30 protein-coding genes and 1 tRNA gene are annotated in these 26,543 nt (G+C 66.0%); 15 read left to right on the top strand and 16 right to left on the bottom strand.

Annotated features, from left to right (window positions below):
- Positions 1-27: 27 nt before the first annotated feature.
- Positions 28-966, bottom strand: coding sequence for an IS110 family transposase (locus AC13FN_RS03450; RefSeq protein WP_482995098.1), 939 nt, complete (start codon positions 964-966; stop codon positions 28-30).
- Positions 967-1,304: 338 nt separating this feature from the next.
- Positions 1,305-1,874: a Maf family protein gene (locus AC13FN_RS03445; protein WP_043398220.1), complete on the bottom strand. Its 570-nt coding sequence runs from the start codon at positions 1,872-1,874 to the stop codon at positions 1,305-1,307.
- Between the two features lie 113 nt (positions 1,875-1,987).
- Between AC13FN_RS03445 and AC13FN_RS03440 the strand changes: the two genes are divergently transcribed.
- The 14 genes from AC13FN_RS03440 (at position 1,988) to AC13FN_RS03375 (ending at position 13,264) form a co-directional block, all read left to right on the top strand.
- Positions 1,988-2,497: a YceD family protein gene (locus AC13FN_RS03440; protein WP_010483828.1), complete on the top strand. Its 510-nt coding sequence runs from the start codon at positions 1,988-1,990 to the stop codon at positions 2,495-2,497.
- A gap of 107 nt (positions 2,498-2,604) precedes the next feature.
- Entirely contained in the window at positions 2,605-2,799 is a 195-nt protein-coding gene (gene rpmF, locus AC13FN_RS03435) for a 50S ribosomal protein L32 (RefSeq protein ID WP_004154640.1), read from the top strand.
- 91 nt (positions 2,800-2,890) lie between these two features.
- Entirely contained in the window at positions 2,891-3,868 is a 978-nt protein-coding gene (locus AC13FN_RS03430; RefSeq protein ID WP_005415505.1) for a beta-ketoacyl-ACP synthase III, read from the top strand.
- 77 nt (positions 3,869-3,945) lie between these two features.
- Complete coding sequence (locus tag AC13FN_RS03425) at positions 3,946-4,728, top strand: BUD32 family EKC/KEOPS complex subunit (protein ID WP_010483824.1); 783 nt, start codon at positions 3,946-3,948, stop codon at positions 4,726-4,728.
- A gap of 151 nt (positions 4,729-4,879) precedes the next feature.
- Entirely contained in the window at positions 4,880-5,824 is a 945-nt protein-coding gene (fabD, locus tag AC13FN_RS03420) for an ACP S-malonyltransferase (RefSeq protein ID WP_329759759.1), read from the top strand.
- 82 nt (positions 5,825-5,906) lie between these two features.
- Complete coding sequence (fabG, locus tag AC13FN_RS03415; RefSeq protein WP_004146899.1) at positions 5,907-6,650, top strand: 3-oxoacyl-ACP reductase FabG; 744 nt, start codon at positions 5,907-5,909, stop codon at positions 6,648-6,650.
- Between the two features lie 152 nt (positions 6,651-6,802).
- Positions 6,803-7,042 carry an acyl carrier protein gene (gene acpP, locus AC13FN_RS03410; RefSeq protein ID WP_005415509.1) on the top strand — a complete coding sequence of 80 codons (240 nt, stop codon included), beginning with the start codon at positions 6,803-6,805 and terminating at the stop codon, positions 7,040-7,042.
- A gap of 143 nt (positions 7,043-7,185) precedes the next feature.
- Entirely contained in the window at positions 7,186-8,448 is a 1,263-nt protein-coding gene (fabF, locus tag AC13FN_RS03405) for a beta-ketoacyl-ACP synthase II (RefSeq protein WP_049434323.1), read from the top strand.
- Positions 8,449-8,540: 92 nt separating this feature from the next.
- Positions 8,541-9,905 carry an aminodeoxychorismate synthase component I gene (locus AC13FN_RS03400; RefSeq protein ID WP_049434325.1) on the top strand — a complete coding sequence of 455 codons (1,365 nt, stop codon included), beginning with the start codon at positions 8,541-8,543 and terminating at the stop codon, positions 9,903-9,905.
- A gap of 124 nt (positions 9,906-10,029) precedes the next feature.
- Positions 10,030-11,091, top strand: coding sequence for an endolytic transglycosylase MltG (gene mltG, locus AC13FN_RS03395; protein WP_482985166.1), 1,062 nt, complete (start codon positions 10,030-10,032; stop codon positions 11,089-11,091).
- Complete coding sequence (tmk, locus tag AC13FN_RS03390) at positions 11,088-11,753, top strand: dTMP kinase (protein WP_478415709.1); 666 nt, start codon at positions 11,088-11,090, stop codon at positions 11,751-11,753. The genes mltG and tmk overlap by 4 nt, the downstream gene beginning before the upstream one ends.
- Positions 11,750-12,706 (top strand): DNA polymerase III subunit delta', encoded by a 957-nt coding sequence (locus AC13FN_RS03385; RefSeq protein ID WP_482985167.1) that lies wholly within the window; start codon positions 11,750-11,752, stop codon positions 12,704-12,706. Before tmk ends, AC13FN_RS03385 begins: the two co-directional genes overlap by 4 nt.
- Positions 12,703-13,056, top strand: a complete 354-nt coding sequence (locus tag AC13FN_RS03380) for a PilZ domain-containing protein (protein WP_005412452.1) — start codon at positions 12,703-12,705, stop codon at positions 13,054-13,056. The genes AC13FN_RS03385 and AC13FN_RS03380 overlap by 4 nt, the downstream gene beginning before the upstream one ends.
- A gap of 133 nt (positions 13,057-13,189) precedes the next feature.
- Positions 13,190-13,264: transfer RNA gene (locus tag AC13FN_RS03375), tRNA-Val, on the top strand.
- A gap of 85 nt (positions 13,265-13,349) precedes the next feature.
- On the opposite strand, the gene AC13FN_RS03370 is transcribed toward AC13FN_RS03375, so the two are convergent.
- Together AC13FN_RS03370 and AC13FN_RS03365 are read right to left on the bottom strand one after the other, a co-directional pair.
- Positions 13,350-13,913, bottom strand: a complete 564-nt coding sequence (locus AC13FN_RS03370; RefSeq protein ID WP_217015276.1) for a hypothetical protein — start codon at positions 13,911-13,913, stop codon at positions 13,350-13,352.
- Positions 13,914-13,965: 52 nt separating this feature from the next.
- Positions 13,966-14,373 carry a hypothetical protein gene (locus AC13FN_RS03365; RefSeq protein ID WP_217015278.1) on the bottom strand — a complete coding sequence of 136 codons (408 nt, stop codon included), beginning with the start codon at positions 14,371-14,373 and terminating at the stop codon, positions 13,966-13,968.
- A gap of 565 nt (positions 14,374-14,938) precedes the next feature.
- On the opposite strand from AC13FN_RS03365, the gene AC13FN_RS03360 reads away from it, so the two are divergent.
- Positions 14,939-15,319, top strand: a complete 381-nt coding sequence (locus AC13FN_RS03360; RefSeq protein ID WP_197578011.1) for a tautomerase family protein — start codon at positions 14,939-14,941, stop codon at positions 15,317-15,319.
- Positions 15,320-15,350: 31 nt separating this feature from the next.
- On the opposite strand, the gene AC13FN_RS03355 is transcribed toward AC13FN_RS03360, so the two are convergent.
- The 12 genes from AC13FN_RS03355 to AC13FN_RS03300 form a co-directional block, all read right to left on the bottom strand.
- The gene (locus tag AC13FN_RS03355) at positions 15,351-16,424 is read right to left on the bottom strand and encodes a phage late control D family protein (RefSeq protein WP_049410183.1); all 1,074 of its coding nucleotides are present in this window, start codon (positions 16,422-16,424) and stop codon (positions 15,351-15,353) included.
- Positions 16,415-16,630, bottom strand: coding sequence for a tail protein X (locus tag AC13FN_RS03350; protein ID WP_010483798.1), 216 nt, complete (start codon positions 16,628-16,630; stop codon positions 16,415-16,417). Before AC13FN_RS03350 ends, AC13FN_RS03355 begins: the two co-directional genes overlap by 10 nt.
- Positions 16,614-17,081 carry a phage tail protein gene (locus AC13FN_RS03345; protein WP_049434341.1) on the bottom strand — a complete coding sequence of 156 codons (468 nt, stop codon included), beginning with the start codon at positions 17,079-17,081 and terminating at the stop codon, positions 16,614-16,616. Before AC13FN_RS03345 ends, AC13FN_RS03350 begins: the two co-directional genes overlap by 17 nt.
- Before the next feature lie 2 nt (positions 17,082-17,083).
- Positions 17,084-19,555 (bottom strand): phage tail tape measure protein, encoded by a 2,472-nt coding sequence (locus AC13FN_RS03340; protein ID WP_197643677.1) that lies wholly within the window; start codon positions 19,553-19,555, stop codon positions 17,084-17,086.
- A 120-nt stretch (positions 19,556-19,675) separates the two neighbouring features.
- A complete protein-coding gene (locus tag AC13FN_RS03335) occupies positions 19,676-19,966 on the bottom strand; it encodes a phage tail assembly protein (protein WP_019336908.1) in 291 nt (96 codons plus the stop codon).
- Positions 19,967-20,046: 80 nt separating this feature from the next.
- Positions 20,047-20,550: a phage major tail tube protein gene (locus tag AC13FN_RS03330; RefSeq protein ID WP_010483789.1), complete on the bottom strand. Its 504-nt coding sequence runs from the start codon at positions 20,548-20,550 to the stop codon at positions 20,047-20,049.
- Positions 20,551-20,552: 2 nt separating this feature from the next.
- A complete protein-coding gene (locus AC13FN_RS03325; protein WP_010483787.1) occupies positions 20,553-21,752 on the bottom strand; it encodes a phage tail sheath C-terminal domain-containing protein in 1,200 nt (399 codons plus the stop codon).
- Between the two features lie 107 nt (positions 21,753-21,859).
- The gene (locus AC13FN_RS03320; protein ID WP_010483785.1) at positions 21,860-22,456 is read right to left on the bottom strand and encodes a hypothetical protein; all 597 of its coding nucleotides are present in this window, start codon (positions 22,454-22,456) and stop codon (positions 21,860-21,862) included.
- A 4-nt stretch (positions 22,457-22,460) separates the two neighbouring features.
- The gene (locus AC13FN_RS03315) at positions 22,461-23,978 is read right to left on the bottom strand and encodes a tail fiber protein (protein ID WP_054171125.1); all 1,518 of its coding nucleotides are present in this window, start codon (positions 23,976-23,978) and stop codon (positions 22,461-22,463) included.
- Between the two features lie 7 nt (positions 23,979-23,985).
- Positions 23,986-25,287, bottom strand: a complete 1,302-nt coding sequence (locus AC13FN_RS03310; protein ID WP_482985168.1) for a phage tail protein I — start codon at positions 25,285-25,287, stop codon at positions 23,986-23,988.
- Positions 25,280-26,176: a baseplate assembly protein gene (locus tag AC13FN_RS03305; protein WP_010483779.1), complete on the bottom strand. Its 897-nt coding sequence runs from the start codon at positions 26,174-26,176 to the stop codon at positions 25,280-25,282. Before AC13FN_RS03305 ends, AC13FN_RS03310 begins: the two co-directional genes overlap by 8 nt.
- A gap of 2 nt (positions 26,177-26,178) precedes the next feature.
- The gene (locus AC13FN_RS03300) at positions 26,179-26,517 is read right to left on the bottom strand and encodes a GPW/gp25 family protein (RefSeq protein ID WP_010483777.1); all 339 of its coding nucleotides are present in this window, start codon (positions 26,515-26,517) and stop codon (positions 26,179-26,181) included.
- Positions 26,518-26,543 lie beyond the last annotated feature (26 nt).

Genomic DNA, 26,543 nt, shown 5'->3' with positions numbered 1-26,543 from the left:
TGTAGAGTCGAGATCCTATGTTCGTGGTCAAGCCTGCTGGAAGCAGGCTTGACCGACCTTCAGCATGGCCGGATCGAAGTCTCGGCCGCTTTTGAACACGCCCCAGGCGATCCTGGCCAGCTTCCTTGCCAGAATGTTGAAGACGGCGGTGCTGGGGTGACCGCGTTTTGACAGCTCGTCGTAGAGCGGTTGCCCCCGGCGACACCGCTTGAGCCCCATTGCAGCCATGTAGAGCATCTGGCGCAGCATCGGTGCGCCCTGTTTGGACAGCCGACGTCGTCCAGTTCTGCCGCCAGACTCGTTGGGCCGGGGATCCAGGCCGGTGCAGGCAATCCATGCGTTGGCGTTGGCCAACGGCCAGCGCGTCATGTAGTAAATCAGGTGGGACGCGACGGCAGGGCCGATACCCGGGATGGTCAGCAGGCGCTTGTAGAGCGCGCCATGCTCTCCATCGCGGCCCAAGCGCTGCAGTTCGCTTTCCAGCTCGGACAGCGTCCCAGCCAGAGCGCAGAACAGATCAGACAGCTCCCCAGGGTCACTTTTGCTTACCCCGAAGGATTGCTCCAAGCGCGCGCGCGTCTCCACCAGCGCTCGCCGCTTGCGCAGCAAATCGTGCATCTGCTGCTGCTCGTCAGTACGCGGTACGTATTCACGCAGGCGGTCGCTCTCCTTCTTCACATAGCGGGCGATCGCTTGGGCATCCATGGCATCTGTCTTGCCGCGCGAGCCCGTCGCCCGAGCGTAGTTCTTGATCAGCCGTGGATCGATTACATAGACAACGTGGCCCGCCTGGCCAGCCATCCGAGCCAACAACTCGTAGTACCGTCCCGTCGCTTCCATGCCAATCCGGCATCGCTGGGGCAAGGTTTTGAGCCACTTGGCTATCCCGGCCCGGGTGTTGGCGACCCTGTCACCGGCCTTGCGGTCGGCCACCGCCGGCACGAACTCCTTGGAGTCCACGTCCACGCCAATATCGAGAGAATCAGACATTTGTACGGCTCCCAGCTATCTTTAAAGGGCTGGGGTGGTACCGCACCGACGTTAGCTTGCCTACATCGACGATCCCCTTTGGGGGCCGTACGATCCTTTATCGACGTTCGTGTGCGGGATGGGGATCGCTCGACTCGTCTGTCGGCTGGTATCCGCAGATGCATGCTTGACGGTCCCTCCACCCTGGCTCCTACATACAGCGTAGGAGCCGGGAGGAACATACAAGCCATGCTCGACTGCTTTTGTTGCAGATGGCAGGTGCCCAGCGAAAAGCAGCCGAGCATGGGCTCGGCTCTACAGGTTGGCGGGAGCGTTCAGGGCACCGCGAAACCGGCCCTCCGCAGTAATCCGCATACCGCGATCAGCGGCAGGCCGATCAGCGCGGTCGGGTCGCGGTTGTCGATGGCGTCGAACAGGCTGATGCCCAGGCCCTCGCATTTGAAGCTGCCAGCGCAGTCCAGCGGCTGTTCGGTGGCTACGTAGCGGGCGATTTCGTCCGGTTCCAGTGTGCGGAAGCAGACTTCGGTCAGATCGACGGCCGTGAATGATTCTCCGTCACGACTGAGACAGACGGCGGTGTGGAAGCGGACGATCTGCCCCGACATCGCTGCCAGCTGCGCACAGGCGGCCTCGACCGTACCCGGTTTGCCCAGCGGCTGGCCGTTCAGGTCCGCGACCTGGTCCGAGCCGATCACCCACGCGCCGGGATGGCGGGACGCCACCTCGGCCGCTTTGGCGGCGGCCAGGCGGGTGGCCAGGGCCAGCGGAGCCTCCCCGTTCAAGGGAGTTTCATCCACGTCCGGACGTGCGCAGTCGAAGGGCAGGCCCAGCCGTTCCAGCAGCTCGCGGCGGTAGCGGGAGGTAGAGGCCAGGACCAGTGACATGCGAGAATACCGGGGCAGGGCATGGCAGTCTGGCGTGTCCGCAACGCCAGCAGCAAGTCCTGTATGGCGGGCATTTGACAGTCGCCGCCCCGATCCTTAGTATTCAGCGGCTTATGTCCGCGAACGTGCCCGAAACGCTGGATGCCTGGCGGATGGTTGTAGCGCGAAGGCGCTTCGACGGTCAGGTGTCCCTGGCTGAATTGACCCGCCTGCAGGGGTTGGTCGCTGATACCGACGGTGAGTGCAATTACTCGCTTGAATTCGGTCGCGACGACGTCTTGCGGGTATCCTATGTGGAATTGACCATCGACACCGCGCTGCCGCTGACCTGTCAGCGCAGCATGCAGCGATTCCTGTTGCCGGTGAAGGTGACCCAGAGGCTTGGCCTGATCCGCGACGAGGACGAGGAATCGTCCCTGCCGGAGGAATACGAGGCGTTGCTGGTGCCGGAAGATGGCCAGCTGAAGCCGCTGGATCTGGTCGAGGACGAATTGGTGCTGGCGGTGCCGGTGGTACCGCTGTCGCCCGACGGTGAAGCAGTCGACAAGGACTGGGCACCGAGCGAAGAAGAAACGAAGAAGGCCAACCCGTTCGCGGCGTTGGCAGCACTGAAGAAACAATAGCAGCCGGATTGTCGTCGGCGGCTGCGGCGAAAGCGAAAGTGTGCTGGGCGCTGGCGTCCTGCGCGACGATACGACGAAGCAAAACGAACCGAGTTTGGAGCAATCCCATGGCTGTGCAGAAATCCCGTGTCACCCCGTCCCGCCGCGGCATGCGTCGTGCGCATGACGCCCTGAGCGCCAAGCAGCTGTCGACCGACCCGACCACCGGCGAAGTGCACCTGCGTCACCACATCACTGCCGATGGTTTCTACCGCGGCAAGAAGGTCATCCAGACCAAGACCTCGGCCGTCGAAGAAGATTGATGTGCCGGGAAGGCCGCTGCCTCCGGGCAGCGGCCTTTGCCTTCTTCCCCGGGTGTGCCGGTGATCGGCGGCCCGCGCAACAGGAAACATGATGAGCAAGCGGATCTATTCGAGGATCGCGGGCACCGGTAGCTATTTGCCGGAAAAAGTCCTGACCAACGCCGACCTGGAAAAAATGGTCGAAACCTCGGATGAGTGGATCCAGTCGCGCACCGGAATTCGTGAACGGCACATCGCGGCCGAAGGCGAAACCACCAGCGACCTTGGCTACAACGCCGCCCTGCGCGCGCTTGAAGCCGCAGGCATTGATGCCTCGCAGCTCGACATGATCGTGGTCGGCACGACCACCCCTGATCTCATTTTCCCGTCCACCGCGTGCCTGATCCAGGCCAAGCTCGGTGTTGCGGGGTGCCCTGCCTTTGACGTCAACGCCGCCTGCTCGGGCTTCGTGTTCGCGCTGGGCGTGGCCGACAAATTCATCCGTTCCGGTGACTGCAAGCATGTGCTGGTGATCGGCACCGAAACGCTGACCCGCATGGTCGACTGGAACGATCGCACCACCTGCGTGCTGTTCGGCGATGGCGCTGGCGCCGTCGTGCTCAAGGCCGATGAAGAGACCGGCATCCTCAGTACCCACCTGCATGCCGACGGCAGCAAGAAGGAGCTGCTGTGGAACCCGGTCGGTGTCTCGACCGGCTTCAAGGACGGCGCCAATGGCGGCGGCACTATCAACATGAAGGGCAACGACGTGTTCAAGTACGCCGTCAAGGCGCTGGACTCGGTCGTGGACGAGACCCTGGCCGCCAACGGCCTGGACAAGTCCGACCTGGATTGGCTGATTCCGCACCAGGCTAACCTGCGCATCATCGAAGCCACCGCCAAGCGCCTGGACATGTCGATGGACCAGGTCGTGGTGACCGTCGACAAGCACGGCAATACCTCGTCCGGCTCGGTGCCGCTGGCGCTGGACGCCGCCGTGCGTTCGGGCAGGGTCGAACGTGGCCAGCTGCTGCTGCTGGAAGCCTTCGGCGGCGGCTTCACGTGGGGTTCGGCTCTGCTGCGCTATTGATAGTGCAAGTTACGACAACGTGAAGCTTTGTCGTTGCGGCCCCTCTGGGGCCGTAACGCGTTTAAGGAGGACCTGTCATGGTTGAGCCCATCGTCATCGAAGGGCAACGTGCCTGGCTGAAGCAGTACGGCAAGGGAAGCCGGGCGCTGGCCCTTGGCCTGCTCAATTTTGTTGCCCGTCGTTTTCATCTGGACGCCCTGCGCCCGCCGCCGCACCGTGGCGGCGACGCCGCACGCGAAACCGAAGCCCGTCGCCTTGCAGAACTGCAGGCGCAGGGCGTGAACGTGCCCGACGTGCTGGGCACCGGCCATGCCGCGCTGGTGATCGGCGACAACGGCAGTTCGTTCAATACCTGCCTGCGCGAAGCCGACGACGCAGGTCGCGACCGACTGGTGATGGCGGCGATGCTGGCCATTGCCGCAGCGCATGCGCGTGGCGCCTATTTCGGCCAGCCGTTGCCGCGCAATCTCACCTGGGATGGCGAGAACGTCGGTTTCATCGACTTCGAGGAAGATCCGCTGGAAGTGATGGATCTGTCCGAAGCGCAGGCCCGCGACTGGCTGATGTTCGGCTATGGCGTGGCCAAGTACTACGCCGACCGCCCCGAGCACCTGCAGGCGATGATGGCCGAGGCGATGGGCGATGCCCAGGCGCCGGTGCGCGAGCACGTGCACGCGGTCAGCGGCCGCCTGCGCAGCCTGGCCCGGGTCTGCATGAAGCTGGGCCGCTCAGCGCGCGCGCTGGCCCACTCCATTTTCATCGCCCATGGCGCCAGCACCGCTGGCGTGCTGATGCTGGTGGGCCTGTGCGTGGATTTCCTCGCCGACGGCGACCTGGACGTCCTGCAGCTGTTCTGCTGATCAGCGGCTGGGGTCGGAGAGGCATCCGGCCCCGGATCTCCAGCGTGTTGCGACAGCCATTCACCATACGCGTGCATACGCGCACGTACAGACGACACGGCATGTTCCCCCTTATCATGGCCTGCTTCGATTGCAACAAGCGGATGACCGCGTGACCGTATCCACCCTCGCTTTTGTCTTCCCCGGCCAGGGCTCGCAGTCTGTGGGCATGGTGGCCGAGCTGGCTGAACTGCACCCGCAGGTGCGTGACGCCTTCACCGAGGCATCCGATGGTGCCGGCGTCGACCTGTGGGCGCTGTCCCAGGGCGGCCCGGAGGAAATGCTCAACCGCACCGAATACACCCAGCCGGCCCTGCTGGCCGCAAGCATCGGCGTGTGGCGCGCCTGGAACGCCGTGGGCGGTCCGCGCCCGTCGGTGCTGGCCGGTCACAGCCTGGGCGAGTACACCGCCCTGGTTGCCGCTGGCGCGCTGAGCCTGCATGACGGCGCGCACCTGGTGCGCCTGCGCGGCCAGCTGATGCAGGAAGCCGCACCGGCCGGTGTCGGCGCCATGGCCGCCGTGCTCGGCGCCGAAGACCAGCTGGTGCTGGACGTCTGCGCTGAAGCGGCAGGCAGCCAGGTGGTGGTGCCGGCCAACTTCAATTCGCCGGGCCAGATCGTGATCGGTGGCGACGCCGATGCGGTCGACCGCGCGCTGGCGCTGCTGGCCGAGAAGGGCGTGCGCAAGGCGGTCAAGCTGGCCGTGAGCGTGCCCTCGCACACCCCGCTGATGCGCGAAGCCGCCAACCGCCTGGCCGAAGTGATGGCCGGCCTGGCCTGGCAGGCGCCGCAGCTGCCGGTGGTGCAGAACGTCGACGCCAAGGTGCATGACGGCATCGACGCGATCCGTACCGCGCTGGTCCAGCAGCTGTACCAGCCGGTGCAGTGGACCGGCTGCGTGCAGGCGCTGGCTGGCCGTGGCGTCACCCAGATCGCCGAGTGCGGCCCGGGCAAGGTGCTGACCGGCCTGGTCAAGCGCATCGACAAGGCCATCGACGGCCGTTCGCTGGCCACGCCGGGCGACTTCGAAGCCGCCCGCGAGGCATGGTCGGCCTGATCCCCCCTGTTCCTGCCGACCGTACCGGTAGCCGCTGCACGCGGCACGGGTGCGGCGGCCGCCCCAGCCTGAGGAAAACATCATGAGCAAGCCCCTGCAGGGTGAAATCGCACTGGTCACCGGTGCCAGCCGTGGCATTGGTGCCGCCATCGCCGATCTGCTGGCCGCCCAGGGCGCCACTGTCATCGGCACCGCCACCACCGAATCCGGCGCTGCTGCGATCGGTGAGCGCCTGGCCGCCCACGGTGGTCACGGCCGCGCGCTGAATGTCACCGACGCGGCTGCGCTGGACAGCGTGCTGGACGGCATCGCCAAGGAATTCGGCCCGATCTCGATCCTGGTCAACAATGCCGGCATCACCCGCGACAACCTGCTGATGCGCATGAAGGACGAGGACTGGGCGTCGATCATCGACACCAACCTGACCAGCGTGTTCCGCACCAGCAAGGCGGTGATGCGCGGCATGATGAAGGCGCGCAAGGGCCGCATCATCAACATCGCATCGGTGGTGGGCGTGACCGGCAACGCCGGCCAGGCCAACTACGCTGCCGCCAAGGCCGGCATCATCGGCTTCAGCAAGTCGCTGGCCAAGGAAATCGGTTCGCGCGGTGTCACCGTCAATGTTGTCGCACCTGGCTTCATCGACACCGACATGACCAAGGCGTTGCCGGAAGAAGCGCGTACCGCGCTGATCAACGACATCGCCCTCGAACGCCTGGGTTCGCCGGAAGACATCGCCCATGCGGTGGCCTTCCTGGCCGGCCCGGCTGCCGGTTACATCACCGGCGAAACCCTCCATGTGAACGGTGGCATGTACATGCCGTAAGCAAGGGGCGCAGGGATTGCGCCGCAAGTGGTTGATCTGCTGAGGTTTTTGCTGCGATGCAAGGCCGCGCCGGTTTCCACTACACTATCCCACGGCCATCGCCTTTGATGGCGACCACTTTTGAACCACAACTCCATCTGGAGCGAGATCCCATGAGCACCATCGAAGAACGCGTCAAGAAAATCGTCGTCGAACAGCTTGGCGTCAAGGAAGAAGAAGTCACCAACAGCGCATCGTTCGTCGATGACCTGGGCGCTGACTCGCTGGACACCGTCGAGCTGGTGATGGCCCTGGAAGAAGAATTCGAGTGCGAGATCCCGGACGAAGAAGCCGAGAAGATCAGCACCGTGCAGGCCGCCATCGACTACATCAAGGCCCACGTCAAGGCCTGATGTCAGACGGCAGTGCGCGCGCGGGTTCACGCTCGCCGCGCACCGCACCCCATGGGGCCGCTGTTGCGGCCCCGTGTGTTTGAGCATCACACCGAAGCAAACCGAGTTGCCCGTTGAAACCATCCGGGCCAGGAGAATCAGCAATGAAGCGTCGCGTCGTCGTAACCGGCCTGGGTATCGTCTCGCCGTTGGGCAATGATCTGGCCAGCAGCTGGGAAGGCATCACCCATGGTCGTTCGGGCATCGGTCCGCTGACCAACGTTTCTGATGCCTATCTGGATCGGTTCACCACCAAGATTGCAGGTGAGGTCAAGGGATTCGACATCACCGCCGACAATGAACTGTTCGGCAAATTCCGGGTCAGCGGCAAGGATGCCAAGAAGATGGACCCGTTCATCCATTACGGCCTCGGTGCCTCGTTCATGGCCCTGCACGACTCGGGCCTGGAGATCACCGACGCCAATGCCGAACGCATCGGCGCCATCGTCGGCGCCGGCATCGGCGGCCTGCTCGGCATCGAAGAGCAGACCATCGAGTTCCACGAGGGCAAGAAGATCTCGCCCTTCTACGTGCCCAAGACCATCATCAACATGCTGCCGGGCCAGCTGAGCATCATCACCGGCCTGAAGGGCCCGTCGTTCTCGGCGGTGTCGGCGTGCGCGACCTCGAACCATTCGATCGGTACCGCGATGCGCATGATCCAGTACGGCGATGCCGATGTGATGGTGGTCGGTGGTGCCGAGCGTGGCTCGTCGCCGACGGCCCTGGGCGGCTTCTGCGCGATGAAGGCCATGAGCACCCGCAACGATGCCCCGGAACAGGCCTCGCGCCCGTGGGACAAGGACCGTGACGGCTTCGTGCTGGGCGACGGCGCCGGCATCCTGATCCTGGAAGAGTACGAGCACGCCAAGGCGCGTGGCGCGAAGATCTACTGCGAGCTGGCCGGTTTCGGCGCCAGCTCCGATGCGTACCACATGACCGCACCGAGCGAGAACGGCGAAGGTGCCGCCCGCTGCATGGCCATGGCCATGAAGGACGCCGGCGTGACCCCGGAACAGGTGGGCTACCTCAACGCGCACGGCACCTCCACGCCGCTGGGCGACCTGGGCGAGACCATGGCGATGAAGACCGCCTTCGGCGACCACGCCTACAAGATGATGGTCAGCTCCACCAAGTCGATGACCGGCCATCTGCTGGGTGCTGCCGGCGGCGTGGAAGCGATCTTCTCGGTGATGGCGCTGCAGGAGAACGTCATTCCGCCGACCATCAACCTGCAGCAGCCGGGCGAAGGCTGCGACCTGGACTACGTGCCCAACGAAGCACGCCAGGCCAAGGTGGACGTAGTGATGTCGAATGGTTTTGGCTTCGGCGGCACCAACGGTACGCTGATCTTCAAGCGCGTCTGACCGAGTTGTAGCGTCGAGCCATGCTCGACTCTACATGCGAAGAGGCCGCCGCAAGGCGGCTTCCGTGCATCTGATCCCCCGAACTGGCTGCCATGACCCACGCACCGCTGATCCACCCGTTGCCGCATCCGATCGATCTGCTGGCGCTGCAGCAGCACGACCCGGCGCGTTTCCCGCTGCTGATGGAATCCACCGCCTCGGGCACCGCCCAAGGCCGCTGGAGCCTGCTGCTGGCCGCGCAGGGCGAGGGCCTGCGGCTGGACGCCGACGGCCAGGTGCGTGACCAGCATGATGCGGTACACGCTGGCAGCTTCCTGCAGGTGCTGGACCGTGCCTGGCAGCGCGAGCGCCTGTTGCACGACGGCAGCCACAGCCTGCCGTTCCGTGGCGGCTGGGCGCTGATGCTGGATTACGAAGTGGCCAGCCAGATCGAACCGGTTCTGCCGGCGCGTGCGCGCGAGGACGGCCGCCCGACCGCGCTGGCACTGCGCTGCCCGGCCGCGGTGCTGCACGACCATCACAACGATGCCAGCTTCGTCATCGCCGAAGCCGGCGAGCAGGCGCTGCTGGACGCGCTGGTGGCACTGGCTTCGGCCGCGCTGCCCGAAGCCGGGCAGGGCTGGCAGCCGCCGCAGTCGGTGGCCGAGGATGCGCCGCAGCGCTTCACCGACGGCGTGCGCCGGGTGATCGACTACCTGCGTGCCGGCGATGTGTTCCAGGTGAACCTGTCGCGGCGCTGGAGCGCGCAGTTCGCTGCGCCGGTCAGCCCGCAGGCGCTGTACGCGCAGCTGCGCCGTGCCAACCCGGCACCGTTCGCCGGGCTTTTCACCGCCCACGGCCGCCACGTGGTCAGTTCATCGCCTGAACGCCTGGTCTCGGTGCATGCTGGCCATGCGCAGACCCGGCCGATTGCCGGCACCCGCCCGCGCTTCGAAGGCGATGACGACGCCGCGCGCATCCAGGAACTCGTCGGCCACCCCAAGGAGCGCGCCGAGCACGTGATGCTGATCGACCTGGAACGCAACGACCTGGGCCGCATCTGCCTGCCCGGCACCGTGGTGGTCGACGAGCTGATGACCGTGGAGAGCTACGCTCATGTGCACCACATCGTCAGCAACGTCAGTGGCCATCTGCGCCCGGAGGTCACGCCCGGCGAGGTGATCGCCGCCACGTTCCCGGGCGGCACCATCACCGGCTGCCCCAAGGTGCGCTGCATGCAGATCATCAGCGAACTGGAGCAGGTGCCGCGCGGCGCCTATACCGGCGCCTTCGGCTGGCTGAACCGGGATGGCGACCTGGACCTGAACATCCTGATCCGCACCGCCGAAGTGGATGGCCACGAGGTGAGCTTCCGCACCGGCGCCGGCATCGTGGTTGATTCGGACCCGGACAAGGAACTGGACGAGACCCGCGCCAAGGCCCGCGGCCTGCTGCGCGCGCTCGGCCAGCAAGGCTGACGGCCGCCGGTTCGGCTTCGGTGTGGGTGCCGACCGTTGGTCGGCACGGGTGTGTGGCCCCGGTCATGACCCCACACCACCGGCACGGTATCCTGCACGACGGAATCGAGTTCAGAGGTAGTCCATGGCGGGAGCCAAGCGCGGGTGTCTGTTCGTGGTAACGCTGGTGGTGGTGCTGGCCGCCGTCGTGGCTGGCGCGGGCGCGTGGTTCTTCTACCAGCAGACCCGGTTCGCCGATGCCCCGATCACCCCGACTGCCGAGAGCATGGTCATCGCCAGTGGCGATGGCATGAACAGCGTGCTGCGTAAGCTGCGCGATGCCGGCGTGGACGAGGGCCAGGATGCCCAGTGGCAGCTGCTGGCGCGCCAGCTCGATGCCGCCGGCAAGCTGAAGGTGGGCGAGTACGCGCTCAGCGGCGACCTGACCCCGCGCGAGCTGCTGCTGCGCATGCGTGCCGGCAAGGTGCTGCAGCACCGCGTCACCATCATCGAAGGCTGGAACATCCGCCAGCTGCGTGCCGCGCTCAAGCGCGCCGAGCCGCTGCTGCACACCACCGATAATCTTGATGACGCCGCGCTGATGCAGCGCCTCGGCTTCGGTGGCCAGCATCCGGAAGGCCGCTTCCTGCCGGAGACCTACGTCTACCAGCGCGGTGACAGCGATCTGGACGTGCTCAAGCGCGCCCACGCCGCGATGGAAAAGGCGCTGGATGAAGCCTGGGAAAGCCGCGCGCCGGACCTGCCGATCAACACGCCCTACGAACTGCTGACGATGGCCTCGATCATCGAGAAGGAAACCGCGTTGGCCAGCGAGCGCCCGCAGATTGCCGGCGTGTTCATGCGTCGCCTGAAGATCGGCATGCGCCTGCAGACCGACCCGACCGTGATCTATGGCATCGGTGCCGCATATGACGGCAACATCCGCCGCCGCGACCTGACCACCGATACGCCCTACAACACCTATACCCGTGCCGGCCTGACCCCGACCCCGATCGCCATGCCCAGCCGCGATGCACTGATGGCCGCCGCGCAACCCGCAGCAGGCGACGCGCTGTATTTCGTCGCCGTGGGCGATGGCAGTGGCGCACACGTGTTCTCGCCCAGCCTGGACCAGCACAACGCCGCAGTGGCCCGCTACCTGCAGCAGCTGCGCCAGCAACGTACCAATGAGACCTCGGCGCAATGAGTCCCGCGCTGCTTCGCCACCCGCGTTTCGTCAGCCTGGAAGGCGGCGAGGGCGCGGGCAAGACCACCGCCATCAACGCCATCCGCGAGTGCCTGCGCAGCCACGGTCATGAAGTGGTGCTGACCCGCGAGCCGGGCGGCACGCCCCTGGCCGAGCGCATCCGCGGCCTGGTGCTGAAGCCCGATGCCGAGATCGCCGCCGAACCGCTCAGCGCCGAGGCCGAACTGCTGCTGGTGTTCGCTGCGCGCGCGCAGCATGTGCGCCAGGTGATCCAGCCGGCGCTGCAGCGCGGCGCCTATGTGCTGAGCGATCGCTTCACCGATTCCAGCTATGCCTACCAGGGCGGTGGCCGTGGCCTCGATCCGCAGTGGATTGCCGATCTGGAACGACGCGCGGTGGGCCTGCTGCCGGGCCTGACCCTGCTGCTGGATGTGGATGTGGCAGTGGGCCGCGCACGCGCCAACGGCCGTGACCTGTGGCCGGACCGCATCGAAAGCGAGCAGGACGATTTCTTCCAGCGCGTGCGTGAAGTGTTCCGCAGCCGTGCGCAGCAGGACCCGCAGCGCTTCGCGTTGATCGATGCGGGCCAGGAGCAGGTGCGCGTGGCCGCTGATGTGGTCGCGCGTGTCGAGCGTTGGCTGCAGGACGGGGAGGGCGCATGAGCACGTTCTCGCCGTGGCAGCAGCGCGCGTTCGACCAGACCGTGGCTGCGCTCGATGCCGGTCGCCTCGGCCATGGCCTGCTGATCTGCGGGCCGGCCGGGCTGGGCAAGCGCGAGGTGGCGCTGGCATTGGCCGATCACGTGCTGGCGCGCGGTGATGCCGCGCATGCCACGCGCACGCGCCAGCTGATCGCCGCCGGTACCCATCCGGACCTGCAGCTGGTCAGCTTCATCCCGAACAAGAGCGGCGACAAGCTGCGCACCGAGATCGTCATCGAGCAGGTGCGCGAGATCACCGACACGCTGGCGCTGACCCCGCAGTACGGCGTGGCGCAGGTGGTGATCGTCGACCCGGCCGATGCGATCAACCGCTCGGCGGCCAATGCGCTGCTGAAGACCCTGGAAGAGCCGCAGCCCGGCCGCTACCTGTGGCTGATCAGCAGCGACCCGGCACGCCTGCCGCAGACCATCCGCAGCCGTTGCCAGCGCCTGGAATTCAAGCTGCCGCCGCAGCACGAAGCGCTGGCCTGGCTGCAGCAGCAGGGCCACAGCGAAGCATCGGCGCGCGAAGCGCTGGACGCGGCGCGCGGCCATCCCGGCCAGGCCGACAACTGGCTGCGCGAAGACGGCCTGAGCCTGCGCCGCGAGGTTGGCCGCGAGCTGGAACAGCTGGCCGCCGGCAAGACCGGCGCGGTGGAACTGGCTCAGAAGTGGTGTGGGGACGACAACGCGGCATTGCGCCTGCGCTTTGCCGCCGACCTGGCGCTGGCCCAGGCCAGCACCGATGCCTTGACCACGCCGGAGCGATTGCACAAGCTTGCAGCCTGGTTCGATGCGGCCAACCGCACCCGCGACCTGCTGCGCACCACGGTGCGCGCAGACCTTGCGGTGGTCGAGTTGCTGCTGGCCTGGAACAAGGTGAACGAGCGGCCTGCCGCAAGGGGAAATCGATGAGTGCCAGCAACGCCCGCCAGGGCATCCTGTCCCTGGCCGTGAAGGACAAAGCCGCGCTGTACAGCGCGTACATGCCGTTTGTGAAGAATGGCGGCATCTTCGTGCCCACGCCCAAGCGCTACTTCCTGGGCGACGAGGTGTTCCTGCTGCTGACCCTGCCCGATTCCAGCGAGCGCCTGCCGGTGGCCGGCAAGGTGATCTGGGTGACCCCGGCCGGCGCGCAGGGCAACCGCACCGCCGGCATCGGCGTGCAGCTGGCCGACGGTGCCGAAGGCGAGGGCGTGCGCCACAAGATCGAAACCCTGCTGGCCGGCCTGACCGGTTCGGACAAGCCGACACACACGATGTGAGGCTGCGCGCGGGGCCTTTCTGTAGCGCCGGGCGATGCCCGGCTGCATGCCCCGAAACACCCGTGAACACGAATGTGAAAAACTGTTGACGGCCTCTGAAAAGCCCCTATAATGAGCGGCTCAGCAACACACCGGGCGGTTAGCTCAGCGGTAGAGCATTGCCTTCACACGGCAAGGGTCACAGGTTCGATCCCTGTACCGCCCACCATGTTGCAGAACGAAAGAAGCCTCCAGCAATGGGGGCTTTTTTGTTGCCTGCGATTCTGCTGGGCCGACGGGCAGCGGACCCTGTCTCAGCCGTGTTCGTCCAACAGCGCGCGCGCGATCAGTGCCGTTGCATCCAGCAGGTCGTGGCCGCTGCCGGCCTGCACCACCACTGCAAGCAGACCACGGCCCACCTCGGCATTGCCGCTGGTCAGTTCCATCTCGCCTTCAAAGCACAGATCGGCCAACCATTCGTGGACCTGTTGCAGCCCGCGCTTGCGGGCGCGGCGGAACTCCGCGAGCAGCTTCGCCTGGCCGGCCTCACGCTCGCCATCGGCAAGCAGGCCGATGGCTCCGCCGTGCGCTGCGCGCCAGAGGGCTGGCAGCGGGCGACCGTTCGCGTCCACCACGTCTGCCGCGAACTCCGCGCAGTACTTTTCGTAGCGCTTGCCCGCTGTGCTGCGAGGCACGATGTCGGCCTGGGCGAGCAAGCGTTCGGCTTCATCCAGTTTGCTGAACTTCAAGCGCAGCAGTGCAGGGCGGCTCAGTTGTTGTGCCAGCGCCTGCTGGTTGGCGGCGAACCATACGTTCCAGCCTACGCTTGCGCGGCCCTCCAGGGCGGCCTTGAAATACTCCAGGTGTTCGGCGTCCATTGCGGCCTCCCGCGTTCCCTGCGCGATTGTAGCGGGAGCGCATCCGGGCCGGTCAGGTGTGGCCCTCGGCGAGGCAGTGATGCGCCTCGCGCACCAGTTGTCGTGCCGCCACGATCAGTCCGTCGGTATGGAAGGCGCCCAGCTGTTCCTCCGGGCCGGCCTCGGCACGCGCCCGGTCGGCGGCCTGCAGCAGATCGAGCACTGCGCTGAGCCCGGACATCGAGCGGCGCAGCGAAGCGTGGTTGCTGGCGCAGAGGGTGAGGCCGCCACACGGTTGCCCGTCATCGGCGTCGGCGTTGCTGATCGCATTGAGGCAGGCGAAGAACGTGGGCGACTGCACGGGCAGGTTCTGTTCCTGCAAGGCGCACTCGATCTCGTGCGCGAGCTCTTCAGGGACGTCGGCGGCGATGTTGCCGATCAGGGCGTGCAGGCGGGGACGGTCGGCGGTGCGATTGGTCATGGCGAAACCCTCACTGGCGTAGAGCCACCTTCCGGAGTGAAGGTGGCGGACGGTGCGGGTTGGCGTACCAAGGCAAACGAACTCCCATCGAGAAGAAGGCCTGGCGGATCTGTCGATCCCCACGCACCGGCCGCCATTGAAGGCAATCGGTGCATTCTCTCTGCTGCGGCGTAAATCGCAGCGATGGGTGTTCATTCGTTTATTCGAGACGCCAATCCCGGCCCAGGCAATCTGCCTCGGCGCGGTGATCATGGGATCGCGCAATCACGGTGGTCTGTAAGGAAAGTTCTCAACTCCACGCAGGCACACCAAGCGTTTCCGGTTCTGTGCCCTCCAGCATCTGCCGACTGTGTCGCCCATCACTGATGGCGCATATCGCCGCCCACGCCGACCGTGCACATGACGACTCCAGAGCGGCGCCGCCATGGCAATTCCGTCACCCGGCGCGCGCAGGCGGGAATGTGTCACGCATGGAGCCAGAGGGTTCCATCCCTGCGCTGTCCCACCGCCCCGGGCAGGCGTAGTCTCAGCCTGTCGCCTTACCCATCCACGCTGGAGTGCCACCATGCCGCTCGCCCGCATCGATCTTCGCAAAGGTAAATCCGCCGACTACCTGCAACGTGTCGGCGAAACCATCTACCAGGCCATGCGCGCGGTGGGCGTGCCGGAGAACGACCGCTTCCAGATCTTCCAGCAGCACGACGCCGGCACGCTCGTTTACGACCCCGGCTACCTGGGCGTGGACCGCACCGACGACTTCATCTGCATCCAGATCACCTGGAACGAAGGGCGCACGCTGGAGCAGAAGAAGGCGCTGTATGCCGGCATCGCTGATGGCCTGCATGCGGCGGTTGGCATCCGCCGCGAGGATGTGTTCATCAACCTGGTGGAAGTGAAGAAGGAGAACTGGTCGTTCGGCAACGGGGTAGCGCAGTACGTGAGTTGATGCGGGAAGCGCATCCACGCATGGCGTGGATCTACACCTCGCTGCCGACCTGCTCGCCTTCGGTGGCTGCCGCACTGCGGGCCGCCTTCACTGCGTCGGCGCTGTTGGGTTGTTCGCACTCGATGCTGGTCACGTAGCCGTCGTGGCTGATGTTGTGCTCGGCGCGCTTGACCAGCCACTGCCCATCCACGCCATCGCGGAAGCCCTGCATCACCACCGTGGCTTCGGCCATCAGCGTCTCGCGGCCGGGCAGGGTGTAGCTCAGCGTACGCGTCTGCCGGGCCTGTTCCTGGTGCTTGGCGCGCGCTGCGGCTTCGGCGGCTTCGCGGTCGGCGTAGGCCATGCGCAGGCGCACGATTGGTTCACCGCTGCCCAGCTTTACTTCCTGGCGCTTGGCACCGCGTACATCGCGATAGTAGGCAATGGTGGTGCCGGTCTTCTCGCGTGAGACGATGCTCACTTTGTAGCCACTGCCATCGGCCGGGGTCAGGGTAACGTCGGGAATGCGCTCACCGCTGGCACTGGTGGATTCGCCGCGCTTGACGAACATCAGGCGGCCGCCGCCCGGCTTGGCAATGGCATCGTGCTGCTTGGCCAGGCGCAGCAGCAGGTTCATGTCCGACTCCTGCGACTGCACTGTCAGCGGCAGTGCGATCGACGCCAGCGATCCGCTCACGGCCGCGCTGAGTCCGTGCTCGCCGGCCATGCGCTGGACCATGCCGCCGATCGTCGTGCCCTTCTTCCAGGTGCGCGTCTTCTGCGTCTGCAGATCGTTCTTGCCGCCCTTGCTGGCCTCGAACGGTGCGGCGCGCGCGCGCAGGGTCATGCTGCCCGGGTAGCCGGAAATCTCCACCTCATCGCAGATGTACAGGCCCATGCGCCGCACTTCGCCGTCATAGCCGATGAAGGCTTCCAGCTCCGCGCCTGCCGGCGGCAGCTGGATCGGATCGGACGGATCATGGTCGGCCAGCTGCAGCTCCAGCATGTCCGAGTTGTTGTCGGTCTCGTCGGTGATGCGCAGTGATTTGAAGCGCGACATGATCTTGTCGGTGATGTCCTGGCTGTTGGCCACCACGCGGAATGCCGGTGTGATGTTCAGTCCCACAGCGCGATCCCCTTGCGTTCGCCGGCGGGGCGCTGCACGTCCGGCAGAGTGATCGCGATGCCCGCAGGCAGTACTGCGCCGCGCGCGGCCAGGCCCGGGTTGGCGTCGAGTATCGCGCGCAGAATGGCCGGTGATTGTTCGCCATAGTGCGCATGTGCGATGCGGTCAACGACGTCGCCGTCGCGGGTGTTATACGTTCGTGCCATCGCTGTGCTTCCGCAGGGAGAGGGTGAATTCGTGCCGCTGGATTCCCGCATCGACGGTGAAGCCGGAGGCAGTGGCGTCGATCTTGTCGATGACCCACAGCCCCAGGTTTCCGCCCTTGCCGGTCAGCAGCCGCTGTGGCTTGCCCTGTGCCGCCAGCTTGCGCAGCTGCGAGAGCTCATTGCCGGCACCCCGGAACGCATAGTGGATGACGCCCGGCAAGGTCATGCTGGCCTTGCCGGGGCCGGTGTACTGCAGGGCGGCCATCTGCCCGATGCGTTCCTGCGCAGCCCAGCCATACTCGTTGCTCTGCTGGATCTCCTGGAACACGGCGGTGTTGAGGCTGAACTTGAAGCCGCCCAGCATCAGCAGTACCGGGGCGTTGCCGGAGTCGTTGCTCTGGAAACTGGACAACAGCTTGTCGATGGATGCGGTTACGAACTCGCGCTTCATGCTTAGTTCCTGTCTGCCAGGCCACCACGGGCAGCAACCGCGTTGCGACGCTGCAGTTCGTCGGCAGTGCGACGCGCCACCGATTCGCTGGATTCACCCGGTTGCTGGTGGATGGTGATGTTGTTGGTCTGTTGCTGCTGCACGGTGGTGACGCCGCGCGCAGAGGGCGATGGCATGTCGGGTGCGGTGCGACCGCGAGCGGCCTCGCTGATGCCGCCCCAACGCTTGCGCGCGCCCGGCGCGTCCAACGTGGCGACGTTGCCGACCAGGCCCACGGCGTCATCCAGGCCACCTCGGCCGCCGGCCCGCATGTTGGTGTACCCCACCATGCCGTTGCCGATCGCTTCCGCACCACCGGCAAGCACCTCCTTGCCGAAGTCCAGGCCTTTGCCGACCAGCGCACTGACCTTGCCAATGCCCCCTTCGACGAACCCCATCAGCTTCTCGACGTAGGGCATGAGGAAATCCAGCTTCGGGATGAGCCAGTCGAACAGGGATTCGGCACCGGACTTGATCGCCGTCCACATCTTGCTCATTCCGATTCCGATCCCGCTGGCGACGGTCGTGTACACGTTGCCCATCCAGGCGACGTACTGCACCAGGCCGCTGATGAGCTGGATGTTCATTCTCAGGCCTTCCATCAGAACGGTACCGAGGAAGCTGCCGATCTGGGCAACGCGCGACAGTTCGTTGCCGGTGTACTGTGCAGGTGCAAGCATCTTCGACAGCCAGTCCCAGGCCTGGCCGATCAACCCGCTCATGACTTCCCAGGCGGGGCGCAGCGGTTCAACCGCACGCATCAGTTCACCCATCGCTGCGGTGCCTGCACCGCTCAGGCCCTCCCAGACGCCGCCCAGGAATGCCTTGATCGGCTCCCAGTACTTGCGCACCAGGATGGCGCCTGCGGTGATTGCCGCGATGGCGATCGTGATCGGACCACCACCGATGGCGGCCACGGCAGTAGCAACCACACGGAAGCCCGATGCCAGGCGCATGGCCATCGGCCCGAAGCGCCCCATCTGTGCCAGCAGGCTGCCACCACGGAACAGCTGGAAGGCCTTCTGCACGCCCAGGATCGGGCCCTGCAGGAAGGTCCAGGCGTAGCGAGCGCCGAGCACCGCCGTGCGCATGCCCAGCATGCCGACCACGATCTGCGTGGTGTTGGCGATCAGCTTCGGGTTTTCCTGCACGAACGAGGTAACCCCGTTCAACAGCTCGGTCAGCTTGACCGCGGCCTCGCCCACCGCGGGCAGCAGTGCCGCACCGAAGGCCTTGGACAGGTTGTCCACGGCGATCTTGGCACCTTCGATCTTCTGCGGATCGGTCTGCATCGCATCGGCATAGGCCGCATCGGTGGTACCCGCCGATCCATTCAAGGCCTTGTCGCGGACACGGATGTAGGTATCCCAGTTTTCGATCATCGGCTGGACGAAGTTCTTCGCCTGTGCATCGCTGAACAGGGTGCCGATCTTCTTCTGGTCGCCCGCGGTCGCCTGGATGATTCCCTGCATCGCAGCGTCGAAGGGATTGCCGCCGCTGGCCTGTGCATCGCCGATGATCCTGCGCAGATCCAGGTTCAGGCTCTTCTTGGCCTTCTCCTGAATGTCCGGCGAGAGCACCTCGGACATGAAGCTCTTCATGTTGCTGGCGGCCTTGTCGGCGCCGCCGGCCGAGTCCAGCGTGGCCTGCAGGGCCGCGCCGAGGGTGGCGGCCGCCGAGGTGCCCTGCAGCTTCATCGCTTCGAACGACGAACCCAGGGTAGGCAGCACTGCGGCCATGTCCTTCAGGCCCAGGCCGCCCTGCCGGCTGTTGACCACCAGCACATCCAGCGCGTTCTGCATGCGCGAGGGATCGATGTCGAACGACTGCTGCAGGGCGGCCGCAGCCTGGGCCACATCATCGATGCTGGCACCGGTGACGGTGGTGGTCCGCCCGACAGCACCGAGGCTGGCCTGGGCCGACTGCGCATCCATGCCGGCGTCGATCATCAGCCTGATCGAGCGCTGCAGCGCGTCGGCGCCCTGGTTGGTTGCACGCGACTGTTCCAGGATGGCCTGCCCCAGTGCGCTGACCTGGGCGCGGCTGAGGTTGGCTGCCACGCCGATCTGCTGGTTCTGGCGGGCGAAGCCGGAGGCGTTCTCGACCGGCTTGGCCAGCGCGGTGACGGCGGTGCCAAGCGTGCCGCGTGCCTCGCCAAATGCCGAGCCGAGCTTCCCGCGCTTCTCCAGGTTGGCGTCGCGCTTTGCTTCGATGCTCTCCAGCGCCACCTGCGAGGCACGCAGAGCATCGACCTGGGAACGCATGCGGGCGTACTCCTTGCTGGTCGTACTCATGCGGGCGAGCCTGCGGTCCAGCAGGGTCACCTCGGTGCCGAGGCGCTTGATACCGTCGTTGGCAAAGGAGAAGGCGTCCTTCAGTGACTTGGACACCTCGCCGCCGATCGTGATCGTTGTCGTTTGAACGTTACTGGCCATGTACCGGCAATCCCTGAATCCACCAGATGAACTTCGACACCCGCAGTGTCATGATCTCGCGCAGGCCCCAGCCGGTATGACCGGCCAGGGCGAGCACTCCCTGCCTGATCTGAGGCAGGGTCAGGTGGTAAAAAGCGCGACGCCTGCCTGCAGTCGTGCGTAGTCGCGCAGCGGCATCTTGCGCACGTCTTCCGGCGAGACCTCGCACAGGTTGGCGATCATCCGCACCTCGCGCTGTGCGTCGCTGCCCTTGTCATCCTGGTAGCGCTCCATGTCTTCCACGGTCGGTTCACGCATGCGCAGCACGGCGGTTTCCATGCCGTTGACCTGGCGCGGGCGGGTGAGGGTGATCTCGGCGAAGCCATCGCGCTCGATGACGGTGTCGGTGGGGGTCTTGGTCTTGCTGGACATGGATGCGTTCCTGGAATGCGATGCGGTGCGATGGATGCGGGGGCGCGAGGCGCCCCCGGGTTCTTCAGTGCGGCGAGGGTTCAGATGCCCAGTGCGCCGCGGATGCCGGCCAGCACGTCCACGCCACCCTGGCGGGCGATCATGTTGACCACGTCGATCTCCTGCACGACCTGGGCACCATGGGTCAGCTTGTAGTAGCTCAGCGCCAGGTTGACCTTGATCGTGCCCTTCTCGCCGACCTTGGTTTCGCCGCGGTCCAGCAGCTTCACCTTGCCGCGCATGTTGTGCACGACCTGGGTCACTTCGCCGTCATCGCCTTCCAGCGCTTCGCGGGCGGTGAAGCCGTATTCCTTGCTTTCGATGACGTGGAACTTGCTCATGATCTCCGCGTCGTCGGAGGCGAACTCGACATCGGCGGTCAGCTTGTCATGGCCGAGCACGATCTCGGTCGGGGCCAGCATGCCGCCGGCCTGGAAGTCCTCGGTCTTCAGCGACAGCTTGGGGGCGGTGAAGGACATCACGCTGCCGGCATAGCCCTTGCCGTCGACGTAGAAGTTGAAGTTCTTGCGGATCTTGCGCGCCATGCTTAGAAGATCTCCGAGACGTAGTTGTTGTTCATGTGCATGCGGAAGGTCAGCTGCTCACCCGGGTAGGTCGGGGTGAAGTCGAAGTCCCAGTAGAAACGGCCCTGGGCCACGCTGTCCGCTGCGTTCAGGTCGGGGTCGATCCAGCAGTTGCCGCCGAGGATCGCGCCCTGGGTCTTCAGGCCGCGCAGGAAGGCATTGACACCCTCACGCACGTCGTCGACGTAGGTCTTGCTGATGCCGCGGTCGACGGCCCACAGGTGGGCGGCCTCGAGGCTGTCGGCGATGATGTCGGCGGTGCGCACCACGCAGAGGAACTGCCACTTCTGGTCGCTGCTGGCGGTACGGTTGCCCCACAGGCGGAAGCCACCTTCGCGGATGATGGTCGCCACGTTCGACTGGTTCAGCAGGTTGGCGCGGCTGGTCGCGTCGGACAGGCCGAAGTCGATCGCACGTGCGGTACCGACCACGCCGTTGAGCTCGAGGTTGGACGGCGATGCCCACCAGCCGCGTTCGTTGTCGCTGCGGGCGATGGCGCCGGCCACTGCACCGGAGGCGTAGCGCGTGACGATGGCATCACCGGACTGCACCAGCAGCGCCGGGTCGACCACGTAGACGCGCTTGGAACCGGTCAGAGCGGTGGTGCTCTTGGCGGCGTCGTCGTTGCTGTTCGGGCCATCCTTGATGATCACCGCGCGCAGCTTGTCGGCAATGCCGAGCAGTTCGGCCACGACCGGGTTGGCCAGCAGTTCGGTATCGCGCTTTTCGTGGGTGTGGGTGAAGCCCGGTACCGCCAGGATGCGGGGCTTGATGCCCACCACCGACTTTGCCGCCAGCAGTGCATGCACGCCGGTGTAGGCACCGGTCTGCGCGTTCACGCCGCCCAGCACGTTGGCCAGGGTGTCGTTCTCGGTGGCGCCCTTCTCGACGCGGATGACGACGACGACCGCGTTGGACTGGTCGAAGATGGCGTCGAGCTGGCCCGGGAGGGTGCCCTCATCGACTTCGGTTGCGGCGTTGGCGAGCAGCTTGGCTGCCTGCGAACGCGAGGTCACCAGGACCGGAGTGTTGTACGGGAAGGCGATCTTGTCGGCGCGGGGCGCGGTGCCCACGATGCCGATGACGCTGGTCGAGGCAACAGCGATCGAGCGGGAACCACCATCGATGTTGACGACCTGCACGCCATGCAGAAATTCGGCCATGCGTTGTTTTTTCCTTGGTTGGGTGGGTGCTGCGGTCGCGATCTGCGCCGCATGGGTACATGTTCGTATCTGGCCGCGGCTGGATTAATTGCAGCGGTGGCCCGAAATCACGGTTGCGGTTGCGGTTGCGGTTGCGCGGCCGGGTCGGGTTCGGGGGCAGTGACCATCACCCAGGCAGCACGGGCTTCATCGAAGGTGACCGGGTAGCTGCGATCTGCAGGCGGTGCCAGATCGGTGACCGATGGCGGCAGCGCGACCCCACGGGAAACGGGAGTCGCGAAGCTGGCATCGTGCTTGTTCCACAGCGGTCGCGAGCTGTAGTCCGGCAGCAGCGTCCATTCGCGGCGGCTGGCATTCCACGCGTTGTATTGCGCGGTGGTGCCATCCAGCTTGAATGGTTCGGACAGGGTCACGTCCTTGGGCAACGGCTCGCCCAGCGCGAGGCGGTTGGGTACCGCCATCGCGGTGCGTGTGTCCCACAGCATGCAGTTGCGGAAATCGGCCACCAGTTCCCAGCGTGAGCCATCCTCGGCCAGGCGCAGTGCCTGGTATTCGCCGGCAGGTTGGCGAGGCGCGACGTCCACGGTGAAGTCGGGCAGGTTCCAGGCGCCGTCGGGCGAAGGCTGCAGGCGGACCTTGCCCATGTAGGCGCGGGTATCGGGATCGTAGGAGTGCGCGAAGCGCGGTTCGGTAGGCAAGTTCATGTCCTCAGTACGCGATGCAATAGATCATCCGCAGGCCAGCCGGCAGGTTGCGGTCGCCACCGGCGTTCTCCACCACGACGGTGTGGGTGTGCGCACCGGCGTCGGCGGCCGACGCGGCGTGGCCGTGGTCACCCACCTGGGCGATGGAAATGGTGTGCGAGTGGCCGCCGGCGCCGTTCATGCCGATGTTGTGGCCGTGGCCGCCTGCGCCGTCGGTGGTGAAGCTGTGGGCGTGGCCACCGGCCGGGCTGGTGTACGGCCAGGGGTTGTCGTAGTCCAGGTTGCCGCGTGAACCGGCGTGGTTGTTGTAGTCGGCGCCCCATGGGTAGGTGGTGCCTGATTCGGCGAACGCGGTGAGATGCTGGTGATCGCCGATCCACGAGGTGCCGCCGGTATGTGCGTGGTGGCCTTGCGAGTCGGTCCACGCACCATGCGCGTGGTCGCCGACGGCACTGGCGCTGGCACCGTGGGAGTGCGCGCCGCCTGCGCCTACGGAGATGGCATGGCTGTGGCTGCCTGCTGTTGCCGCGCTTGCGCCGTGGGCATGGCGGATCACCTCACCCTGGGTGAAGCTGCCGACCGCTTCCGGGTTCAGTGTGTGTGTGACCACCGTGCCTTCCTGCATTGCCGGCAGGTTGAAGGTGGTTGCGCCATCACCGGCGCCGTAGCGGGTACCGATGGCGGCGAACAGGGCCGGGTAGCTGGCACGCGGAACAGCGGCGCCATTGCACAGCAGCATGCCGTTGGGCGCGGTGGCACCGGCGAACAGAATCACCTGTCCGGGCACGTGCACGCTGGATGGCACGCCGGTCATGTTGCGCCAGTCCAGGTAGTGGGTGCCGTGGCGGCCATCGAGCAGGTCGGCATCCAGGCCCTTGTCGGCGCCCTCGTCCTTCAACGCGGCCGATTTCAGCCCCAGAGCGGAGCGGAACGCGGCATCGGTGGCGATCGACAGCAGCGTGCGGACGAACTGGGTGGGGGCGCTGGCGCCAAAGCGCTTGTCGATGAAGGCACGCAGCCCGCGCGGTGTCACCGCACGCTGGGCATCTGCACCCTCTTCGGTCTCGGTCGTCGTGGCCAGTTCGACCACGCCCTGCACCTCGGTGGTGGAGGGCGGATAGATGAATTCGGCATTGCCGAACTCGATCAGCGCGGTATCGACTTCACTGAAGCGGGTATCGGTGGAGAGCAGCAGCATCGAGGCTGCGGTCTTCTCCATGATCGGATCGGTCTGGCCGAAGGTTGCAAACAGCGTGCCGTCGCCCAGGTACAGGCCGAAGCCGCGCAGGCTGTAGGCGGTAGCGCTGTCGTCACGGATCGTGACGTGCAGCGTGTCGTCGCCCACGGCCTTGCCGCCGAACGTCGAGACCCGCTTGATCTCGCCGGGCAGGGCGGTCAGCCCTGCCGTCGGCGTGAATGCCGTGGACGTCAGGCCGATCTCGGTGATCAGCACGGCACTGGTGCCGGTGTTGGGTGGATTGACCAGCCTGGCGAAGCCGGCGTCGGTGATTTTCAAGCGCATGCGGGGTTTACTCTCCGATCAGTTGGATGCGGCGGAAGGTGGTGCCATGGGCGCCGGCAAGTGCACCGATACCGGCGCTGGCCTGCATGCCCTGGGTGAACGTGAAGTGCGAGCGCACCGGCTTGGTGCGGCTGATCTCGCCGATCACGTCGTCGACGAACTTGGCGGTGGCGGTCTCGCCGCCCTGGTTGGCGATGGTCATCACCGCTTCGAAGGTGTGCGGTGCACCTCGCGGCTGCATTTCCCACCATTCGCGGATCAGGATCGAACCGCCGAATGCAGCCACCACATCGCGGACGCTGCCCCAGGTGCCTTTGCGGCGCTGGATCGCGATCGCGGCGCGCACACGGGCACGCTTTACCGTTTCCGGCCAGTAGGCCTTCCATTCGTCGACGGACAAGGCCCAGGCCAGCCAGGGCAGCAACGCGGCCGGGCAGCGGTCCGCATCCCACAGCGCGGTGATGTCCACTGGCAGCGGGCGGGTCACCGCAGCACGGGCCAGCACCCGTTCCGCGCGGGTGGCGTTGGGCGGCAGCAGGGTGGCGGCGGCCGGAACGATCACGCTCGCCTCGCCTTCTATCACCATCCCCGGCATCGGTGCGGTGCCAAGCGTGACCCGTTCGCCGGAATGGACGTAGTCGATGATGGTGGGGGTGGAGGCGGTGGTGGCGATGTAGCCTGTTGCACCACTACCGGCTTCTGCCTGGGCACCCCACACGTGGATCCTGGCGTCCGGCGCGAGCCCCGCGTTCTGGGATGCCAACCGATCGAACACGATACCCAGCCCGCGACCGGGATCATTGGGGCTTGGCGTGTAGGTGAAGGCGTGCCGTCTCCACTCCGTGCCCACAGGCAGGCGCGTCCGACCTGCCCCGAGCGTGCGCAGACCGAAATCGACGGCGCAGGGCTGACTGGCGCGTAGCCAGACACTGATGGTTGTGGGTGCTCCATCGGCGTAAGCGGAGCCATCGTCGTCGACCAGACCGGTGAAGTTCTGGTTGGGGCCACCGATGGCGTCGGAGGCTGCGAACGAGAATGCCGTGCGGGTTCCATCGGGCGCGGACTCGCCTCCCGCCAGGCTGGCCGGCTTCCTGTAGAAGCCCAGCCAGCTAGCGGCGCGGAAATCCTGCGACTGTCGCTGAAGATTGCGGCGTGGCTGGTTGGAGAGCCGTTGTCGCCCCTGCCAATCGGTGCGGTATACCGCCTGCAGGGTGGCCAGTGCGCCACCTGGATGGCGGAACTGCAGGTTGTGCCCATCGATCGCGCCACGCAGGCGTGCACTGATCAGGCGTGCGGTGGAATCACTCATCGTTGCCGCCATGGGTCAGGGTCACCGCAGTGCAGTAGGTGGCCTGGGTCCGGTCCACCACCACGTCAGCCGCCGGGCTGGAAATCTCCACGCGCTGCACGCCCTCGGCATGCAATGCGGCGAACAGACCGGAGCGGGTGACATCGCGGCCGAGCCGATGCGACTCGGCGATGTAGCGATCCAGGCGCGAGCGTGCTTCGGCCAGCACCACCTGCGAATCCGGGCCGGCGTAGGTGTAGAGCGTGGCGGTGACCGCGTAGTTGATGATTGCCGCCGTGCGTACCAGCACGTGGTCCGTCAGCGGACGCACGTCGGCCGCACTCAGCTTCGCTTCCACTGCGTCGAGCAGCGCCTGGGTGGCCGTGCCATCGGCTTCACGCGACAGCACCGAGACCACCACCTCACCCGGCGACGGACTGGTCGCGCTGGCGTCCAGCACCCGCGGATCGGCGCTCAGCGCGTGGAAGATGTAGGCGCCTTCCGGCCCGGCCACGCTGAAGCCTTCCGGACCCAGCTGGATGCGCCGACGGAAATCTTCATCGCTCTCGTAGCGTGGCGGAATGCCTTCCTGCGGCTTGCCCGGGTCCAGCATCTGGCGGCCGATGCCGAAGATCGCGGCCAGCTGGTCCAGGTCGCTGCCGACTGCGTAGGCCAGCATCACGCCACGCGCCGCATCGTTGACGCGCTGTCGGTCGAGCAGACGCAGGTAGGTGCAGACCTCCAGGATCTTGAAGGCCGGGTCCGACGGCAGCAGCGCGTCGAAGGTGGGGTCGAGCGCCTGCAGTGCGGTCAACGATTCATCGAACAGCGTCTCGAAATCGAGCACTTCGATGACCGCCGGTGCAGGCAGCTGGGAGAGATTGACACTGGTGAACGAGCCGGATGCCACGGTTAGCGAACCTCGATTCCTTCGATGGTGATGGCCTCGCCGTCCGGCAGGTGGATTCCGGTCACTGCCAGGATCATCACGCCGGGGGCGGGGAGGGAGACGTCGACGTTCTCGACGTGAAGCCGCGGTTCCCATCGCGCGAGTGCGTCGACGGTGGCCGCGATCAGGTCCATGCGCAGCGAGCGGTTGGTCGGCGCATCGATCAGTTCGAACACGCGCGAACCGTACTCACGGCGCAGTACCCTGGAGCCAAGGGGCGTGGTGAGAACGTCACGCACGGACTGGTGCAGATGGGCGAGCCCATCCAGTGATTTGCCGGTGTTGGCGTCGATTCCTCGCATGGCCTCTATCGTCGTGGAGTGCGGGT

The sequence above is a fragment of the Stenotrophomonas sp. 115C5 genome, from assembly GCF_056861055.1.
The sequence above is the reverse complement of the archived record's forward strand: the minus strand, read 5'-3'. Positions and strand labels throughout refer to the sequence as shown.